Here is an 18,202-nt window from a genome sequence, read left to right as displayed (position 1 = left end):
CTCCATCCGTCAGTGTGGTCCATATCACCCCGGCCGGCCTCAGGCGGGGACGGACTCCTGGCCGGCATCGTGAAAGGGCGGATAGCTCTCGTCGCTCATCCGCTCGGCCGCGTCGATGTAGACGGCGAGGGCGTCGCGGGACTGGGCGAGCCTGGCCATCTGATCGTCCAGCCGCTGCATCCGTGACCGCATCGCGGCCAGCAGTTCGGGACACCCGAGCAGTTCGGGGGCCTCTCCGACCGCACAGGGCAGCAGGTACGCGATGTCCTCGGAGGACAGGCCGGCGCCGAGCAGATGCCTGATCTGCTGCACCCGCAGCTCGGCGTCCTCGCCGTACTCGCGGTAGCCGTTCGCGCCGCGGCCCGCCTCCAGCAGGCCCTGGGCCTCGTAGTAGCGCAACTGGTGGGCGTTGACGCCCGTCCGGCGGCTCAGTTCCCCGATCAGCATCCGCACCTCACTTGACCTTCACACCGGTATCAACGTTGACGATGCTGCCATGAACGAAAACACCAGCACACCCGTGACGGTCATCGGACTCGGCCTGATGGGCCAGGCGCTCGCCGGCGCGTTCCTGAAGGCCGGGCATCCCACGACCGTGTGGAACCGTACGCCCTCCAAGGCCGACCGCCTCGTGGTCGAGGGCGCGGACCTGGCGCCGACGGTCGGCGCCGCGGTCAAGGCGGGCTCCCTGACGATCATTTGTGTCACCGACTACCCGGCGATGTACGAGCTGCTCGGCGGGACCGGCGTCGAGCTGGACGGCACGATGCTGATCAATCTGACCTCGAGCTCCTCGGCCCAGGCGCGGGAGGCCGCCGGATGGGCCGAGGCGCGCGGCGCCCGCTACCTGGACGGCGCGATCATGGCCGTACCGCCGGCGATCGGGACCGCCGAGGCGATGATCCTGCACAGCGGGCCGCAGCCGGACTTCGAGGCGCACCGGCCGGTCCAGCTCGACGCCCTCGGCACCGTCACCTACCTCGGCGCGGACCACGGCCTGGCGTCCCTGTACGACGTGGCCGGCCTGGCGATGATGTGGAGCGTCCTGAACGCCTGGCTCCAGGGCACCGCCATGCTCAGGACGGCCGGCGTGGACGCCGCGACGTACGCGCAGTTCGCACGGCAGATGGCCGCCGGTGTGGCCGAATGGCTGCCGGGCTATGCCGAGCAGATCGACAGCGGCTCGTTCCCCGCCGAGGTGTCGGCCCTGGAGACCGACGTGCGGGCGATGGCGCACCTGATCGAGGAGAGCGAGGCGGTGGGGGTCAACGCCGAGCTGCCCAAGTTGTTCAAGGCCATGGCCGACCGTTCGATCGCCGCCGGGCACGGCGGGGAGCAGTACCCCGTGCTGATCGAGGAGTTCGCCGGACCCCGCGGCGGCTGACCGCCGGCCCCGGTCATTCCGGCGAGGGGGCCGGCTCCAGCATGGGGACGAGGAACCGCCGGGCCACCTCGGCCAGCTGCTCGTCGTCGTCGAGGTCGATGAGGTGGCTGGGGATCGCCAGGAAGGAGGCCGAGACCCGGACCATCATCTCGGCGACGAAGTCGATGTCCAGGCCGTCCGGCACGTTCCCCGCGCGCTGCTCCTGGCGGAGCTGGCCCGCGACGAACTGCCGTACGGTGGCGACGGTCCGGCCCCCGTCGCTGATCAGGGACGAGACGAGCAGGTCCGGCTCCGCGGAGATCAGGCCGCCGATCAGGGGGTTGTTCCGGATGGCGTGCAGCGAGCTCACGAAGCCCAGCACCACCCGGTCGGCGGCGGTCTCGGCCCGCACGATGTCGATGAGGAACCGGTCGAAGTACCGGCGGAACTCCCGGCGTACCACCTGCTCGACCAGCGCGTCCTTGGTGGCGAACCGCCGGTAGACCGTGATCCGCGAGACTCCGGCCCGGCGGGCCACGTCCTCCATGGTGGACCGCTGGATGCCCATCCGGCAGAACTGCTCGTACGCCGCCTCGAGGATGCCCGCCCGGGTCTCGTCGGCGTCGTCGACCCGTTCGACGGCGTCGGTGTACGCGCGTTCGAGCACCGACTCCTGGCTCGATGTCGCCATGAGAGCGGATAGTGCAGCTTCCACGATCTCCTCCTGAGACGACTGATTCTGCCTGAATCCCCGGCCGCCGTGCCGGCGGGCTACCAGAACGAAGTTCGGTCTTGTGGTGGAGGACACAGTGTGCTGTCATGGGTTCTGCCGCCGATGATACACAGATGCGGATCAAGTATCACCGTATCAGGGCGGTGCTCTCGAACCCCGAGGAGGAGCGAAGGCATGGAGAAACCCAGCAGGCGGAACGTGTTGATGGCCGGTGGAACGCTGGGCGCGGTCGGTGCGCTCAGCGCCGCGACCCCCGCCCAGGCGGGCTCGCTGTGGACCTGGTCGCCCGCGGGGTCGATCGCGGGCGCCGGCGCGGGCGCCGACCCGAAGGGCGTCTGGGACCCCGAGTGCGACCAGCTCGTCGCCTCGCTGCTCGACAAGGGGGCCGTGCCCCAGGTCAACAAGCTGATGGCGACCTGGACCAAGAACGGCCAGGCGCTGCCGAGCGGTCTGCCGGCCGACCTGAAGGCCTACATCGAACGCGTCCGCCAGATGCCCGCCTGGACCGACCGGGGCAAGCTCGCCACCGCGGTCGAGTTCAACGAGAAGCGGGGCCTGTACCTCGGTGTGACCTACGGCTTCGCCAGCGGGATGATGAGCACGGTCATCCCCAAGGAGGCGCGCGCGGTCTACTACTCCAAGGGCGGTGCGGACATGCGTGACCGCATCACCAAGACCGCCAAGCTCGGGTACGACGTCGGCTCCAGGAACGCCTTCGACGACGACGGCGAAATGATCGTGACCTGCGTCAAGACCCGGCTCGCGCACTCGGGGGTGCGCCACCTGCTGCCGAAGTCCCCGTACTGGCAGAAGGTCGCCGACGAGGAGGTCCCGATCAGCCAGGCGGACATGATGGTCACCTGGCACAGCCTGCCCACCACCGTGATGCAGAACCTGATCAAGTGGAAGGTGCCGATCCCCGACGACGAGTCCCAGGCCTTCCTGCACTCGTGGCAGGTGACCGCGCACCTGCTCGGCATCCGGGACGAGTACATCCCCAAGTCCTGGGCCGAGGCCAACTCCCAGGCCAAGCAGGTCCTGGACCCGATCCTGGCCCCGACGCCCGAGGGCATCAAGCTGGCCGACATGCTCCTCAACCTCGCGTCCTTCATCGACTTCGGCATCCTGAGCAAGCCGATCCTCGGCTCGTTCACCCGCTTCCTGCTCGGCGACGAGATCTGCCGCTGGCTGCGGATCCGCCGGGAGCCGCTCTGGGACTCGCTCCTCGACGTGGCCTGGGAGCCGTTCATCGCCGTCCGCGAAGGCATCCTGGACATCACGGACGCGCCGAAGGTCGTCCGGGACTCCTACTGGCTCTTCGACGAGTTCCTCCGCAAGGCGATCCTGCTCGTCCTGTCCGAGGGCCAGAAGATCAACATCGAGATCCCGGTGATGAACAACCCGAACTACTGACCTGAGCCGCGGCCCCACCCCGCCGCAGACCTCGAGCTCGGAATCCAGCGGATTCCGAGCTCGAGACGTCGGCCCACATTGATCAGGGTTCGGTGCGGCTCAGCAGGATGTCCAGGGTGCGCTCGGCGGACGGGCCAGGCTCGTCGAACGGGGCCGGGACCAGGTAGCCGCCCACCCAGGTACGCAGCATCATGAGGGCGCGCAGGCGCGCGTCGTCCGGGGCGAAGCCGAGGTCGTCCAGGCAGGCGGTGATCTGCTTGAGGAGGGTTCGGTCGGCGTGCCGCACGGCGTCCTCGGCCGCCGGGTCGTGCTGCGCCCACAGCCGCATCGCCCGGTCGATCGGCGCGACCTCACGGCCGAGCGCCTGGATGCGGCGCAGCCGTTCGCGCGGGTCGGCCGTACTGCCGAGCGCGAGCCCCAGCATCTCGTCGGTCCGCTCGTACGCCCACCGGTCCAGCAGCGCCCGCGTCAGCTCGCCGCGGTCCTTGAAATGCCAGTAGAAGCTGCCCTTGGTGACGCGCAGCCGGGCCGCCAGCGCGGTGATCGCCAGCCCGCGCTCGCCGCCGCGGGCCAGCTCCTGGTAGCCGGCCTCGATCCAGTCCTGCCTGCCGATCCCCATGTCACACCATGGCCAGCGGACCGAGGTCGATGCCGAGCTCGGCCTTGCCGTAGAGGGCGTACGACGCGTCCGGGTCGAAGATCACGTGCCCGCAGATCGTGTTCACGTCGCGCTGCGCGCGCTGGAACGGCGAGTCCGTGAACTGGGCACCGGCCCCGGCCGCCGAGCACAGCTCGTTCACGACCCGGCGCGCGGTGCCGGCCACATGCGCGGCCACCATCCGGGCCCGGGCCCGCTCGCGCATCTCGAGACCCCTGCCTTCGGCGGCGCTCCGGCACACCTCCCGCAGCGCGTCCTCCAGCAGCAGCCGGGCGGCGGACAGGTCCGCGGTCGCCGCGGCCAGCCTGACCTGGCTGCCGATCAGATCCCGCTGCCGCTGCCCGGTGTAGGCCATCACCCGGTCCCGCATCCGGTCGGCGAACCGCGCCAGCACGCCCTCGGCCACGCCGAGCACCGGCGCCGCTCCGGTCAGCGCGAACACCGGGACGAGCGGGATCCGGTAGAGCGCCGCCGGATGGACGTGCGACCCGGGGGAGCGCCCCTCGGTCAGCTCGGCCAGCGGAACCGAGCGGTGGCCGGGCACGAACACGTCCGCGATCTCGATGTCGTTGCTGCCGGTCCCGCGCATCCCGCTGGTCTGCCAGACATCGTGGACGGTGACCTCCTCGCGCGGCAGCAGGAACAGCCTCGGCTCGATCGTGTCGTCCACGGTGACCAGCGTCATCACCATCACGTGCCCGGCGTGCATCACGCCGCTGCCCCACGACCAGCGGCCGGTGACCCGGTACCCGCCGTCCACCGGCTCCGCGGTACCGGTCGGCGCGAGGACGCAGGGGATCAGCGCGTACGGCCGCCGCTCCCACACCTCGGCCTGCGCCTGCTCCGGGAACAGCGCGACCATCCAGTTGTGCAGCGTGTAGATGACCGACAGCCAGCCGGTCGACGCGCACTCCGCACCAACCTCGCGGCACGCCGCCGCCATATCCTCGAACCCGAGCTCGGCACCGCCGAACCGCTTGGGCACCAGCATGCTGAACAGCCCCGTACCGGCCAGGTCGGCGATGGTCTCGTCGGACAGCCGCCGCGCGTCCTCCGCCGCCCGGGCCCGTTCCGTCAGAACCGGCGCCAGCTCCCGCACCCGCTGCACGATCTCGTCTCCATACTCCATGGTACGGAAACCATACTCATGAGTATGGAAGAGCGCCAGGGTCTCCGGTTCTCACATTCCGGCACGCTCACTCGGCGGCGATCGACCCCGAGGCGTTCCTGCCGGCCACGATGTCGTCGGCCAGCGGCAGGACCAGGGCGGCGATCTCGGCGATGGTCTCCGCCGGGACGCCCGCCGCGGCGAGCGCGGCCACCAGGTGCTCGGCGACCCGGTCGAAGTGCCGTTGCTCGATGCCGAGCCCGAGGTGGACCGGCTTCATCGCGCGGCCCCGGTAGGCCATCGGCCCGCCGAGCGCCTGCCCGAAGAACTCGACCTGGCGGCCCTTCAGCCGGTTGCGGTTCATCCCGACGAAGAAGGCCTTCAGCATGTCGTCGGAGAGGATCCGCTCGTAGAGGTCGTCCACCACCGCCGTCAGGGCGGGCTCGCCGCCGATGGACTCGTAGATGCTCATTTCGTTCTCCTCTGGATCGGGTCGGAGCGAGGACACCGGGTGGGGTCACATCTTCGTGGCGGCGGACTTGATGGCCTCGCGGATGCGGGCGTAGGTGCCGCAGCGGCAGATGTTCCGGAGTTCGTCCAGGTCGCCGTCGGTGATCTGGCGGCCTTCGGCGCGGGCCCGGCGGACCTTGGCCACGGCGGACATGATCTGGCCGGGCTGGCAGTAGCCGCACTGGGCGACGTCGTACTCCAGCCAGGCCTCCTGCATGGGGTGCAGGTCGCGGCCCACGGTGCCGGGGAGGCCCTCGATGGTGACGACCTCGTCGTCCGGGCCGATCCGCGAGACGGGCACCGAGCAGATGTTGACGGCCTTGCCGTTGACATGGGACGTGCAGGCCTGGCAGACGCCGATGCCGCAGCCGTACTTGGGGCCGGTGACTCCGAGCAGGTCGCGCAGCACCCAGAGGAGGCGGACGTCGTCCTCGGCCTCCACGGTGATCTGCTCGCCGTTGAGTTTGAACGAGTGGTTCGGCACGTGGGCTCCTCTAGAACGCGCGGTCCAGGCCATCGATGGGGGACTGCGGGGTGGACGGCTGCAGCGGGAAGGGCTCGAAGCCCAAAGTCGCGTGGTTGATGGGGAAGCGGGTCGGCATCGTCCCGGTGGCGCGGGCGTACGCGCACGCCACGGCGGCCAGGGCCGGGGCGACCGCGAGTTCGCCGGCGCCACTGGGGTCGTCGCTGGTGGGAGGCAGGACGATGACGCGGGTCTGCGGCGGGGTGTTCCACTGCCGCGTGTAGAAGTAGTTGTCCCAGCTTCCTTCGAGCGGGATCCCGTCCTTGATGTGCAGGCCGGCGGTGAGCCCCATCGCGATGCCGTCGCTCAGGCCGCCGATCATCTGCGCCTCCAGGCCGCGCGGGTTGACCGGCAGGCCCGCGTCCACCACGATCAGCGCCCGGGTGACGCGGGGGCCCGCGACGCCGTGCTCGATGGGCCGGTTCACGGTCTCGGGACGGCAGTCGAGCTCGACGAGGACCGCGCAGGCGGCGCGGTATTCGGCGGCCAGGCCGATGCCCTGGGCGACGCCCCCGGGCAGGGAACGGCCCCAGCCGCCCTCCGAGGCCGCCTTGTCCAGGACGGTGCGCAGCCGCGCGTCGTCCAGGAACTCGCGGCGGAACGCCACCGGGTCCTTGTCCATCGCGGCGGCGAGCCGGTCCACGACGAGCTCCCGCGCGCACACCACGTTCGGCGAGTAGACGTTGCGCATGCTGCCGGTCCTGAACTTCAGCGGGATCTCGGTCAGCGTCTGCTTGGTCGTGCCGAAGCTGTACGGGGACGACTGGCTCAGCGTGAAGAACACCTGCGCGACGGCCTGGTTCCCGACGATCGGCAGCTTGGCCGCGTTGGAGCTGACCATGTCGCCGAACCCGTGGCTGAAGCTGGTCTCGGTGCTGACATGGCGCTGCTCGTACGAGAGCACGTTCCCGCCCCGGTAGGTGGCGCGGACGCGCGAGACGCACATCGGGTGGACGCGGCCCTGCCGGACGCTGTCGGTCCGCGACCACGACAGCTTGACCGGCTTGCCCATCTTCCTGGAGATCTCCGCGGCCTCCACCGCCGCGTCCGGGTGCAGCCGCCGCCCGAACGAGCCGCCGCCCTCCACGACGTGCACCTTCACGGCGGTCACCGGGAGGCCCAGCCGCTTGGCGATCTCGGTCTGCGCGTCCCCCGGTGCCTTCAGGCTGGACCAGATCTCGGCGCTCCCGGACCGCACGTCCGCGATCGCCACGTCCGGCTCCAGCGGGGAGTTGCTGGCGAACATGAAGGTGAACTCGGCGTCGACGGACCTGCTGAACAGCGGCGGCCCGGTCAGTGACGGCACGGACTTCCGCAGCTTCGCCAGCACGGTGCCGTCGGACTCCCCGGCGACCGGCCCGGGACGCCAGGTCACCTCCAGGGCCCGGAGCGCGTCGATGCACTGGCCGAACGTCCGGCCGCGCACGGCGACCCCGTGCTTCATCGCCGCGACGTCGGTGATGCCGGGCATGGCCCGTACGGCTGCGGCGTTGCCGACGGACGCCACCGTGCCGTCGATGGTGGGCGGGCGGCGCATCATCGTCGGCAGGGCGTCCGGGACGTTCAGGTCCATGCCGAACGTCTTGCGTCCCGTCACGGCGGCGAGAGCGTCCACGCGCCCGGTCGGCTTGCCGACGACGGTGAACTCGGACGGATCCTTCAGCGATGCGGAGACCCTGGTGGTACGGGTGACCGCGGCGGCCTTCGCCAGTGACCCGTAGGTGGCCCGCTTGCCGCCGTACGACACCACACCGGCCTCGGTGGTCAGCTTGGAGGCGTGCACCCGCCATTGGCGCGCGGCGGTGTCCACGAGCCGGCGCCGCGCGATCGCCGCGGCCGTCCGTACCGGCGTGTAGAGCGAGCGGACGGACGTGGAACCGCCGGTGAACTGGTTGAACAGCAGTTCGGGCCGGGCGTCGGAGAGGGTGACGGCGACCTTCTCCAGCGGCAGGTCCAGCTCCTCGGCGATCAGCATCGCGACGGTGGTGGTGATCCCCTGCCCGACCTCGGCGCGGGGCAGCGCGAACGATGCCGTCCCGTCCTCGTGTACCTGGACGGCGACCAGCCCGGACGTCGGCGCCGACGCGAGCCGTACCAGGTCGCCGACGTCGAGGATCTCCTCCGGCTGGGGAAGGGTGGGGATCTCCGCCACGGCGGAGTCCCCGGCCAGCTGCACGGCCACCGCCAGCGTCGGAGCCGTGACCAGATAGCCGAGGAACCGCCTGCGCCGCAGGCCCTCGCCGGGATCGTTCGGTGGACGGTCGTGCTCCATTGCGGTCCTCCTGGCGGCCTTGTCCTGCTGCGGGGGTGGTCGTCCTCAGTAACCCGTCGCTTACCAAGGACGACGCAGTATGGCACAGAAAAGAGGCTATTGGCAGACCGCCAATAGCGGGTTAGGGTCCACTCATGCGCATCGCTGTCAGCGGCGCCGGCGAGTCCCGGGCGCCTATGCCGGTCGCGGACCCGGCGTGCACCGCCGGGTGGTTGGTACGGTCCACCGGCCGGTGCGGTCGATGAACACCTGGCAGGGCTGTGCACTGGCCTTCGTCGCCAGCGGGCTCTACTTCCTGGGCTTCGCGTTCTTCAAGGCCGCCGCCGCCAGGATGGAGAGACTGGACGGCACGCGGCCGCTTCACCTGGCCGCGCGGATCCTCGCCAGCGGCTCATGGTGGCGCGGCGTGGCGTTCATGCTCGTCGGCGCGGTCTTCCAGCTCGCCGCACTGTCGCGCACCGGCCCCGAGACGATGACTCCGGCGCTGCTGGCCGGGCTGATCGTTCTCCTGGCCGTGGCGCAGGGCGTGTTCAGGGAGCGGGTGACGGGACTGGAATGGCTGGTCTTCATCCTGCTGTTCGCCGCCGGCGTGTGTTTCACGGGGGCGACGAACTCCGTGTGGGAGCCACCGCCGTTCAGAGTGCTGCTGGTTCTCGCGGCCGCGTCGATCGTGCTGCCCGTGGGCCTGTTCGCGTTCGGTGACCGGCAGCCTGCCGGAGTGCACGCCCGGCGTCTCAGTGGCATCGCCTACGGCATCTGCGCGGGGATCCTCATCGGCCTGGGGGAGCTGTCCCTGACGCTCTCGGTGCACCGGGGGCTCGACCGGACGATCCTGACCTCGACCATCTACCCGTATCTCTTTGTCGCCGCCGTCGGTGTCGGGGTCGTCCAGTTGCAGATCGCGCTGCAGCGCTGCCGGATGGTGGTGCTGCTCTTCGTCGCGACCGTCGTCGCCAAGATCTACGTGCTGCTGGCCGGCATGCCGCCGGCCGATCCCATGACCTGGCCGTCCAGGGCCCAGCTGCTCGCCGGGACGATCCTGCTGATCACGGCGTTCGTGCTGGTGCCCCGCTTCGAGGGGAAATCCTCGATCAGGGTGTCCGGACGAACTTCATGAACCAGTGCCCGTTGAGGAGATCCGCCGTGGTGTAGAAGGGGTGGCGCGGATCGGTCATCTGGCGGAACAGGAACTCCGTCGCCGTGCTCTCGAAACGGCTCCCCTCGCCGAGGCTGTCCACGCCGTAGATGGGCCACCGGTCGGGATCGGGCCCTCCGGTGATCCAGAAGAACGTCTCCTGGTGCTCGTTGCTCGACCAGGCGAGCACACCGTCCTGGGCCGGGAAGGCCGGATGCTCGTCTCCCGGCGCGGGGTCGTCCCCGGCGTAGAAATCGGCATGCCAGATCAGCGCCTCCGGGGTGAAGACCTCGAAGAACAGGTCGAACGCGCCGTCGCAGCCGAACGTTTCGACGAGCCGCTTGTAGTCGCCGGGCAGTGCCGTGCCCAGCCGGGACTCGACCGCCGCCCAGTCGGGCGCGGGCACCGGTGCCGGTAGCCCTCCGGTGATCGCGACCAGCCGTTCCACCCAGGACATCTCCGCCGGCAGTTCGTCCGGGCGCGGCATGTTCCGCTCCGTGACGGCCAGGACCGGCCGTCCGTCCGGGCCCTGCCCGAGCGCGACCGCCCGCTCGTCCCACACCCAGGCGTGCGTCCATCCGACCTGCTCACTGAGAGGCAATGGCGGCAGGCCATGGGTTTCGGTGAACGGGCCCTCGTACCGCTGCTCGGTGAGCGTCGTCACCAGGCCGTCCACGTCCACGCCGCCGGAGACCGGCAAGCACGCGTGGCCGTCCGGATGCCCGGGCACGTCGCAGATCAAGTCGCCCGAATCGGTGCGGACGAGGCGGTATACGGTCGCTGCCAGCTGCTCGCCATCCATGGAGAGCAGTCAAGCGCACGCCACTGACAAGGGCCGGCCGTTCAGGGCGACTGGGCCGCCGTACGGGCTACGGTCTTCCGTTGACTCGTGGCGTGTTCGCCTCCGGCCATGGCGTTTCAGGCGAACACGCCACGAGTCAACACCACGGGTGAGAAGGCTCGGCGGCTCCGTGCGTGGGGGCGGCGAGGTACTCGCGCCAGCCTCCGTACGGGGTGATGTCCGTGGCCCCGTGCAGTGCGGAGGGCTCGCAGAGGAAGCCCGGTACGCGGCTGCCGTCCGCCAGTTCGACGCTGCCCAGGGTCATCGGACGAGGGAGGGCTGCGAGCAAGGCGCCCAAGCCCTCGGGTGGCAGTTCCCACACCTCGGCCTCGATGGCGGCGCCGTCCTCGGAGACCCGTACCAGGCCCGGCTTCGGCGGGTCGGTGGGCAGTGCGTACAGGCGGTAGATGGATGCGGTGGTGGTCGTACGGTCGAAGCGAGCGCCCAGGGTGAGGAGCTGGAGGTTCAACGGCTGCCCGGTCAGGTGCGCCCCGACGACGGCGACGCGGGCGGGCGGGGTGAGGAGCGCGGCGATACGGGCGAGGCGGTCGTCGGTGTGGGCCGGTCCGATCAGCATCACGCCGAAGGGCAGCCCGTTCACGGTCCCGGCAGGTGCGGCGACCGCGGCCTGGTCGAAGAGGTTGGTGGAGTTGGTGAACCGGCCGAGGCGGGCGTTCGAACCCAGCGGGTCGGCGGCGACCTCCGCGAGGGTGGGATGGCCGGGCGTGGTGGGCAGCAGCAGTGCGTCGGCGTCACCGAGCGCGGTGCGGGCGCGGGACCGGAGCGCATCCAGTTCCGCCTGGTCGGCGAAGAGCCGGTGGGCGGGGATGTCGCGGGCCCGCCGGATGATCCCGGCGACGGTCGGGTCCAGATCCGAAGTGCTGTGCTTGTCGATGAAGTCCCCGACCGCCGTGTAGCGCTCGGCGACGAAGGCGCCTTCGTAGAGCATCGCGGCCGCCTCGGCGAACGGGGCGAGATCCACGGGCCGGAGGCGGGCCCCGGCCGCTTCGAGACGTTCGGCGGCACTCCGGAACGCCTCGGCCCAGCCCTCGTCCAGCTCGCCGAGTTGAGCGATGTCCGGGACCGCGATACGCCACGGCCCGGGCGCGCGGACGGGAGCGGCGCCGGTGCCGGTGACCATGTGCGCGAGCGCCCGTTCGGCCTCGGCGAGCGTGCGGGCGAAGACGGTCACGCAGTCGAGACTCGCGCAGGCCGGTACGACGCCGTCGGCCGGGACGAGACCGCGCGTCGGCTTCAGCCCGACGATTCCGTTGAAGGCCGCCGGTACGCGTCCGGATCCCGCCGTGTCGGTGCCGAGGGCCAGGTCCGCGATCCCGAGCGCCACGGCGACGGCGGAGCCCGAGCTGGACCCGCCGCTGATCCTGGACGGGTCGGCCGCGCTCCGTACCGCCCCGTATGGCGAGCGTGTGCCGACCAGGCCCGTCGCGAACTGGTCCATGTTGGTGGTGCCGATGACCACGGCCCCGGCCGCGCGGAGGCGCGCGACGACCGGTGCGTCCTGAGCGGGCTCGTACGCGTACGAGGGGCAGCCGGCGGTGGTCGGAAGGCCCCTGACGTCGATGTTGCCCTTGACGGCGAGCAGCCGGCCGGCGAGCGGGAGCGCGGGGTCGGTGGCCGCCGCTTCGGCCTCGACCTCCGCCCGGGGGCGCAGGCCGATCCAGATCTCGGGACGGTCGACCGCCGCGATGCGGTCGTAGGCGGCGCGGACACGGGCGGCGAAGCGGTCGGTCATCGGTGCGAACACGCCACGAGTCAACAGGCGGGCTATGGCGCGGGTGGGGCCAGGACGATCAGCGGAGTGCCGGGTTCCACCTGGACGCCGGGTGCGGTGAGGACGTCGAGGACGCGGGCGTCCTCCGGTGCATGGACCGGTGCCTCCATCTTCATGGCTTCCAGTACGAGGAGCTGCTGACCCGCCGTGACGGTGTCGCCGGGGGAGACGGAGACCTGCCAGACGGAGGCGGCGAACTCGGCCTCCACGAGGTGCCCGCCGGGCGGCACGTCGATCTCGGCGGGAGCGGGCGCCGGTGCGGCGGCCTGTTCGGCCCGCGCGAACTCGCCCGCGGCCTCCCAGGAGTCCCGTTCCGCCGCGAACGCCGTGGCCTGCCGGGCGCGGAACCCGGCGATGGACTCGGCGTTCTCGGCCAGGAAGCGCTGGTGGTCGGCGAGGGCGAAGGTGCCCTCCTCGATCGCGGGCGTCCACCGCCCGGCGGCCATGTCGGCGCGGAGTTCGAGGAGTTCGTCCGCGCCGACCTCGTACCACTTGATGCGGTCGAAGAAGCGGAGCAGCCACGGCACCGGCTCCTGGCCCCAGCGTGACCAGACCTGCGTCGTACGGCCGACGAACTGGTAGCCGCCGGGCCCCTCCATGCCGTAGACGCACAGGTAGGCGCCGCCGATGCCGACGGAGTTCTCGGCCGTCCAGGTACGCGCCGGGTTGTACTTGGTGGTGACCAGCCGGTGGCGCGGGTCGAGCGGGGTGGCGACGGGCGCGCCCAGGTAGACGTCGCCGAGGCCGAGCACGAGGTATTCGGCGTCGAAGACGGTGCGATGGACGTCCTCGACGGACGGGAGCCCGTTGACCCGGCGGATGAACTCGATGTTCCAGGGACACCAGGGGGCGTCGTCCCGTACGCCCGCCATGTACCGGGCGGTGGCCTCGCGCGTCGCCGGGTCGTCCCAGGACAGCGGCAGGTGAACGGTACGGGACGGTACGACCAGCTCGTCGCTCGGCGGAAGGCCGGCCTCGATGGCGCGTACGCGTTCCAGCAGCTCCCCTTGAGGCAGCGCGTCCGGGTCGGTCTGGATCTGGAGGGAGCGGATGCCGGGGGTCAGGTCGATGACGCCCGGCAGCCCGGCCTCCGCGACCGCGCCCATCAGCGCGTGTACCCGCATCCGCAGCGCCAGGTCCAGTTCCATCGGGCCGAACTCGACCAGCAGGTTGTCGTCCCCGCTTCGCCGGTACGTGACGTCCTCCCGGCGGGCCAGCACGCCGCCGTCATCGATCTCCCGCCGGTCCGCGACCGGGCGCGCGTGGGGCGTACGGCGCAGCCCGGCGGCCGCTTCCACGGTGAGGGGAACGAACCGCACGGTGTCCCCGGGGCGGAGCTGGCCGAGCTTCCAGCGCTGGCCCTTGGCGATCGTCGCCGGGCAGACGAAGCCGCCCAGGGAGGGGCCGTCGGGACCGAGCAGCACCGGCATGTCGCCGGTGTAGTCGACCGCGCCGACGGAGTACGGCGTGTCATGGATGTTGGACGGGTGCAGCCCCGCCTCGCCGCCGTCCGTACGGGCCCAGCGCGGTTTGGGGCCGATCAGGCGCACGCCCGTACGAGCGGAGTTGAAGTGCACCTTCCAGTCCGCTGCGTAGAAGTCGCGGATGTCGTCCTCGGTGAAGAACTCGGGCGCGGCATGCGGCCCCTCCACCGCCCCGACCTCCCACGCGTTGCCGAACACCGGTCGTTCACCCGGCGGCAGCGGCCGTCCCGCGTGCTCGGCCGTGCCGCCGTGCAGGACGTCACCGGTGCGCAGGGCCCGGCCGCCGTGCCCGCCGAAGCGGCCCAGGGTGAACGTGGCGGCGCTGCCGAGGAAGTCCGGTACGTCCAGGCCGCCGCCTGCGAACAGCACGTACGTGCGCAGGCCGTGCTCGTCGGGGGCACCGATCCGGAGGGTGGCGCCGGCGGGCACGGTCACCGGCTCCCACTGCGGAACGGGGTCGCCTTCCACGCTCACCAGGGCCGGGGCTCCGGTGACGCACACGGTCGTGGGGTGGGTGAATCGCAGGGCCGGGCCTTGGAGAGTGCACTCCAGGCCGGGCGCGCCCTCGGCGTTGCCCAGAGTCCGGTTGCCGAGGCGGAACGACAGGTCGTCCATGGGGCCGGAGGGCGGGACGCCGACCCGCCAGTGGCCGGTACGGCCGGGCCAGTCCTGGACGGTGGTGAGCGTGCCGCCCGAGACGACCTCGATCCGCGGGGTCGGGTCGGTGACCGTGGCCAGGGTGGCGGTGGAATGCCGGGCCTCCCGCAGGTCCGGGTGGACGAGCGCGGCCCGTACCAGGCCCAGGTTGGTCTCGATGCCGTCGATCCGGGTCGCGGCGAGCGCGGTGTCCAGCCGTTCCAGCGCCTCCGCGCGGTCGCCGCCGTACGCGATCACCTTGGCCAGCATGGGGTCGTACGCCGTCGTGACCTCCGTCCCGGTGGCCACCCACGAGTCGACGCGGACGCCGGCGGGGAACGCGACGCGTGTCAGGAGGCCGGCGCTGGGGCGGTGGTCGCGGGACGGGTCCTCGGCGTAGACGCGGGCCTCCACGGCGTGGCCGCGCGGGGCATCGGGCTCGCGGACGACCGCCGTGTCGCCCTGGGCGAGCCGCAGCATCCACTCGACGAGATCGACGCCGTAGATCTCCTCGGTGACCGGGTGCTCCACCTGGAGACGGGTGTTGACCTCCAGGAAGTACGCCTCCTCGCGGGCGGCGTCGTACACGAACTCCACGGTCCCGGCGGAGCGGTAGCCCACCGAGGCGCACAGGTCGCGGGCGGCGCCGGCCAGTTCCTTGCGGACCCGGTCCGGCAGGCCGGGGGCGGGGGCCTCCTCGACCACCTTCTGGTTGCGGCGCTGGAGGGAGCAGTCGCGGTCGCCGAACGTGACGACCCGGCCCGCGCCGTCCCCGAAGACCTGGACCTCGACATGGCGGGCCCGCTCGACGAGCCGTTCCAGGAAGACACCGGTGGAGGCGAACGAAGCGGCGGCGACCCGCTGCACCCGTTCCCAGGCGTCGGCTAGATCGTCCGGCCCGTGGCAGGCCCGCATTCCGATGCCGCCACCGCCTCCGGTGGCCTTCAGCATCACCGGATAGCCGATGCGACCGGCATCATCGAGAGCGGCGGCTAGGTCGGGAAGCAGGCCGGTGCCGGGAGCGAGGGGCACGCCCGCGGCCTCGGCGGCGGCACGGGCGGTGTGCTTGGCGCCGAACAACTCCAGATGCTCCGGGGAGGGGCCGACGAAGACGATCCCGGCGGCCTCGCAAGCGCGGGCGAACCCCGCGTCCTCGGACAGGAAGCCGTACCCCGGGTGGATCGCTCCGGCGCCGGTCTCCACGGCCGCCTTCAGGATGAGCTCCGCGTTCAGGTACGACTCCTTGGCGGGGGCCGGGCCGAGCCGTACCGCCGTGTCGGCGAGTCGTACGTGCTCGCTGGCCCGGTCCGGGTCGGAGAACACGGCGACCGTGCGCAGCCCGAGCCGCCTGGCGGTACGGATGACGCGGGCGGCGATCTCGCCCCGGTTGGCGACCAGCAGCGTGTCGAAGGCGGGCGTCATGCGGCCGCCTCGGTACCGATCGTCATCCGGACGGCGGTCGGCTCGAAACCGTTGCACGGGTTGTTGATCTGCGGGCAGTTGGAGACCAGGACCAGGACGTCGGTCTCCGCCCTCAGGACGACTTCGAGGCCGGGGGCGGAGATGCCGTCCACGATGCCGAGCGTGCCGTCCTTCTCGACCGGGACGTTCATGTACCAGTTGATGTTCGGTACGAGGTCGCGCTTGCCGAGGCCGTGCCGGGAGCCCTCGGCGAGGAAGTTCTCCACGCAGGCGTGCTGCGACCAGGTGTGGTGGCCGTAGCGAAGGGTGTTGGACTCCTTGGAGCAGGCCCCGCCGACCGTGTCGTGGAGGCCGCAGGTGTCCTCGACGACGGTCATCAGCGGCGTGTGCTCGTTGGAGAGCAGGACCGATCCCGTGGTCAGGAAGATGTTCCCCTGGGCGTGGATGGTGTCGGCGGCGCTGTAGCGGACGGTCGTGTCGTGCGCGTCGTACACCAGGAAGTCGACCGCCTGGTTGCCGTGCAGATCGGTGATGGTGAGCGTCCGGCCCGCCGGAACGACGGCGGACCAAGCGGCCCTGGCGGGAACGACGGTGCTCGCGGACACGATGGTGCGAGTGGTCATGCGAGCCCCCTGGCGGTGAGGAATTCGGCGGTGTTCAGGAATGCGCGGCGCCTCTCGGGCGAGGCGTCCCACAGCGCGTCGCCCGGTTCGGTCGCGCGAGCCCGCCAGGCGAGCACCTCCAGCGGGGTACTGAGGTACTCCGGCCGGGAGTCGGCGGGATGCGGAACGTTGGCGATCAGCACGGTGAGGTCCTGCTCAGCGCGGAGGGTGACGGAGGCGCCGGGACCTGCCGAGCCGGTGAAGTCGAGCGCGCCGTCCTCGCGTACCTCCACGCCTTGGAAGAAGGAGAGCGAGGGCCCCAGGTCGCGGGGCTCCAGCCCGTTCTTGAGAGCGGCCAGCTTGAACAACTCCCGGCCTGCGGGGGACGCGGACTGCGGCGTCCCGTCGCCGTACCGCTCGGTGTTGCGTACGAGGGTGGACGTGCCGCACAGCGCGTCGTGCCGTCCAGAGGAGTCGGCGACCACCGAGGCCAGCACCCGGCCCTGGTCGGACAGGAGCAGCCGCCCCTCGCCCAGATAGGCGTTCCACTGCACCTTCACCGTGTCGGCCGTGTTGAGCCGTTCCCACGGCCGGTCCGCGACGAACAGCAGCAGGTGGGCGCACGCATCACCGCGCAGGTCCGTGAGGCGGAGTTCGGTACCGCGCGCGAGCACCTTGTGCGTGTAGCCGCCGCCCGCCACGGTCTCCGCCCACACCAGCCGGCCTGCCTCGCGGGGCGGATCGGGCCAGCCGGTGGCGGGTACCACCGGCATGGCCTCGGCCTGCGCCCCGTCCTGGGCGCGGGCGTGGTCCCGCGCGCCGTACGCCGTCGTCGTCTCCATGGTCCGACCTCCCGAGACGTGTTTCTGTCGCTCGACAGAAATTAGGTGGCGGCCGATTCGGCGCCGTTTCCCGGGCGTTGCGGCGGCGTTACCGACTCCTCACCGTGATCGGCGGCGGTGGTGGCCGTGCGACGATCGGTCCATGAGCACCACGGGACGGCGGGTCGGCAGGCCGCGCGCGGCGCGGCGGCCCGACAGCGGCCTGCCCGCGCGGGACGAACTGCTGGCGGCGGCGGCCGGGATGTTCACCGAGCGCGGGTACGGGGCCACGTCGACCAGGGCCATCGCCGAGCGCGCCGGGATGCGGCAGGCCACGATGTACCACTACTTCGGCGGCAAGGAGGACCTGCTCGCCGCGCTCCTCGAAGGCACCGTCACACCGTCCCTGAGCCTCGCCCGCCGCCTGCTCGCCGACGATGGCCCCGCCTCAGCGGAGGCCCGCCTGTGGTGCCTGTGCCGTTCGGACGTGGAGCTGCTCTGCACCGGCCCGCACAACCTGGGTGCCCTCTACCTGCTGCCCGAGGTCCGTACCGAACGGTTCGCCGGATTCCACCGGGTGCGGCTCGAACTGAAGGAGGCCTACGGACGACTCCTCGCGGCGACCGAGAGCTGCGGCGGCCTGGGCAAGAGCGAACTCGTGCTCCGCAACGACCTCGTCTTCGGGCTCATCGAGAGCGTCATCCTGATCCACCGCTCGGACCCGGACCGTCCCGTGCAGGCCTTCGCGTCGGCGACGGCGGACGCGGCACTGCGGGTGGCGGGCGTAGACGCGGACGACCTGGCGGCGACCCGCGAGGCCGCCCGGGAACTGGCAGCCTCCCTCCAGTGAACGAAAAACCCGGAGCCCTGCGCAGGGCAGGGCTCCGGG

General features: G+C 71.4%; 16 protein-coding genes. 4 read left to right on the top strand and 12 right to left on the bottom strand.

The window, feature by feature from the left end:
- Positions 1-39: 39 nt before the first annotated feature.
- Positions 40-447, bottom strand: coding sequence for a MerR family transcriptional regulator (locus tag ACH34Q_RS11940; protein ID WP_395982903.1), 408 nt, complete (start codon positions 445-447; stop codon positions 40-42).
- 49 nt (positions 448-496) lie between these two features.
- On the opposite strand from ACH34Q_RS11940, the gene ACH34Q_RS11935 reads away from it, so the two are divergent.
- Positions 497-1,384: an NAD(P)-dependent oxidoreductase gene (locus ACH34Q_RS11935; RefSeq protein WP_395982902.1), complete on the top strand. Its 888-nt coding sequence runs from the start codon at positions 497-499 to the stop codon at positions 1,382-1,384.
- A gap of 13 nt (positions 1,385-1,397) precedes the next feature.
- Here ACH34Q_RS11935 and ACH34Q_RS11930 read toward each other — a convergent pair whose 3' ends face one another.
- A complete protein-coding gene (locus ACH34Q_RS11930) occupies positions 1,398-2,054 on the bottom strand; it encodes a TetR/AcrR family transcriptional regulator (protein ID WP_395982901.1) in 657 nt (218 codons plus the stop codon).
- Between the two features lie 216 nt (positions 2,055-2,270).
- Here ACH34Q_RS11930 and ACH34Q_RS11925 point away from each other — a divergent pair, with 216 nt between their 5' ends.
- The gene (locus ACH34Q_RS11925; RefSeq protein ID WP_395982900.1) at positions 2,271-3,509 is read left to right on the top strand and encodes an oxygenase MpaB family protein; all 1,239 of its coding nucleotides are present in this window, start codon (positions 2,271-2,273) and stop codon (positions 3,507-3,509) included.
- A gap of 82 nt (positions 3,510-3,591) precedes the next feature.
- Here ACH34Q_RS11925 and ACH34Q_RS11920 read toward each other — a convergent pair whose 3' ends face one another.
- From ACH34Q_RS11920 to ACH34Q_RS11900, 5 genes are all read right to left on the bottom strand, one after another.
- Positions 3,592-4,128, bottom strand: a complete 537-nt coding sequence (locus ACH34Q_RS11920) for a TetR/AcrR family transcriptional regulator (protein WP_395982899.1) — start codon at positions 4,126-4,128, stop codon at positions 3,592-3,594.
- Position 4,129: 1 nt separating this feature from the next.
- Positions 4,130-5,296, bottom strand: coding sequence for an acyl-CoA dehydrogenase family protein (locus ACH34Q_RS11915; RefSeq protein ID WP_395982898.1), 1,167 nt, complete (start codon positions 5,294-5,296; stop codon positions 4,130-4,132).
- 67 nt (positions 5,297-5,363) lie between these two features.
- A complete protein-coding gene (locus tag ACH34Q_RS11910) occupies positions 5,364-5,747 on the bottom strand; it encodes a group 1 truncated hemoglobin (protein ID WP_395982897.1) in 384 nt (127 codons plus the stop codon).
- 45 nt (positions 5,748-5,792) lie between these two features.
- A complete protein-coding gene (locus ACH34Q_RS11905) occupies positions 5,793-6,269 on the bottom strand; it encodes a (2Fe-2S)-binding protein (RefSeq protein WP_395982896.1) in 477 nt (158 codons plus the stop codon).
- Between the two features lie 10 nt (positions 6,270-6,279).
- A complete protein-coding gene (locus ACH34Q_RS11900) occupies positions 6,280-8,580 on the bottom strand; it encodes a molybdopterin cofactor-binding domain-containing protein (RefSeq protein WP_395982895.1) in 2,301 nt (766 codons plus the stop codon).
- 241 nt (positions 8,581-8,821) lie between these two features.
- Here ACH34Q_RS11900 and ACH34Q_RS11895 point away from each other — a divergent pair, with 241 nt between their 5' ends.
- Positions 8,822-9,697, top strand: a complete 876-nt coding sequence (locus tag ACH34Q_RS11895) for a hypothetical protein (RefSeq protein ID WP_395982894.1) — start codon at positions 8,822-8,824, stop codon at positions 9,695-9,697.
- Here the strand turns inward: ACH34Q_RS11895 and ACH34Q_RS11890 are convergent.
- The 5 genes from ACH34Q_RS11890 to ACH34Q_RS11870 all read right to left on the bottom strand — a co-directional run bounded on the left by ACH34Q_RS11890 (position 9,672) and on the right by ACH34Q_RS11870 (position 17,334).
- A complete protein-coding gene (locus ACH34Q_RS11890) occupies positions 9,672-10,517 on the bottom strand; it encodes a hypothetical protein (RefSeq protein ID WP_395982893.1) in 846 nt (281 codons plus the stop codon). The genes ACH34Q_RS11895 and ACH34Q_RS11890 overlap by 26 nt on opposite strands.
- A gap of 136 nt (positions 10,518-10,653) precedes the next feature.
- Positions 10,654-12,321 carry an allophanate hydrolase gene (locus tag ACH34Q_RS11885; protein WP_395982892.1) on the bottom strand — a complete coding sequence of 556 codons (1,668 nt, stop codon included), beginning with the start codon at positions 12,319-12,321 and terminating at the stop codon, positions 10,654-10,656.
- A 20-nt stretch (positions 12,322-12,341) separates the two neighbouring features.
- Positions 12,342-15,890: an urea carboxylase gene (gene uca, locus ACH34Q_RS11880; protein ID WP_395982891.1), complete on the bottom strand. Its 3,549-nt coding sequence runs from the start codon at positions 15,888-15,890 to the stop codon at positions 12,342-12,344.
- Positions 15,887-16,513, bottom strand: coding sequence for an urea amidolyase associated protein UAAP2 (locus ACH34Q_RS11875; protein ID WP_395982890.1), 627 nt, complete (start codon positions 16,511-16,513; stop codon positions 15,887-15,889). Before ACH34Q_RS11875 ends, uca begins: the two co-directional genes overlap by 4 nt.
- A complete protein-coding gene (locus ACH34Q_RS11870; RefSeq protein ID WP_395982889.1) occupies positions 16,510-17,334 on the bottom strand; it encodes an urea amidolyase associated protein UAAP1 in 825 nt (274 codons plus the stop codon). The genes ACH34Q_RS11875 and ACH34Q_RS11870 overlap by 4 nt, the downstream gene beginning before the upstream one ends.
- A gap of 142 nt (positions 17,335-17,476) precedes the next feature.
- On the opposite strand from ACH34Q_RS11870, the gene ACH34Q_RS11865 reads away from it, so the two are divergent.
- Positions 17,477-18,163, top strand: coding sequence for a TetR/AcrR family transcriptional regulator (locus ACH34Q_RS11865; RefSeq protein ID WP_395982888.1), 687 nt, complete (start codon positions 17,477-17,479; stop codon positions 18,161-18,163).
- Positions 18,164-18,202: the final 39 nt, after the last annotated feature.

The organism is Actinomadura sp. 9N407 (assembly GCF_044326315.1).
GTDB lineage: Bacteria > Actinomycetota > Actinomycetes > Streptosporangiales > Streptosporangiaceae > Spirillospora.
The sequence above is the reverse complement of the archived record's forward strand: the minus strand, read 5'-3'. Positions and strand labels throughout refer to the sequence as shown.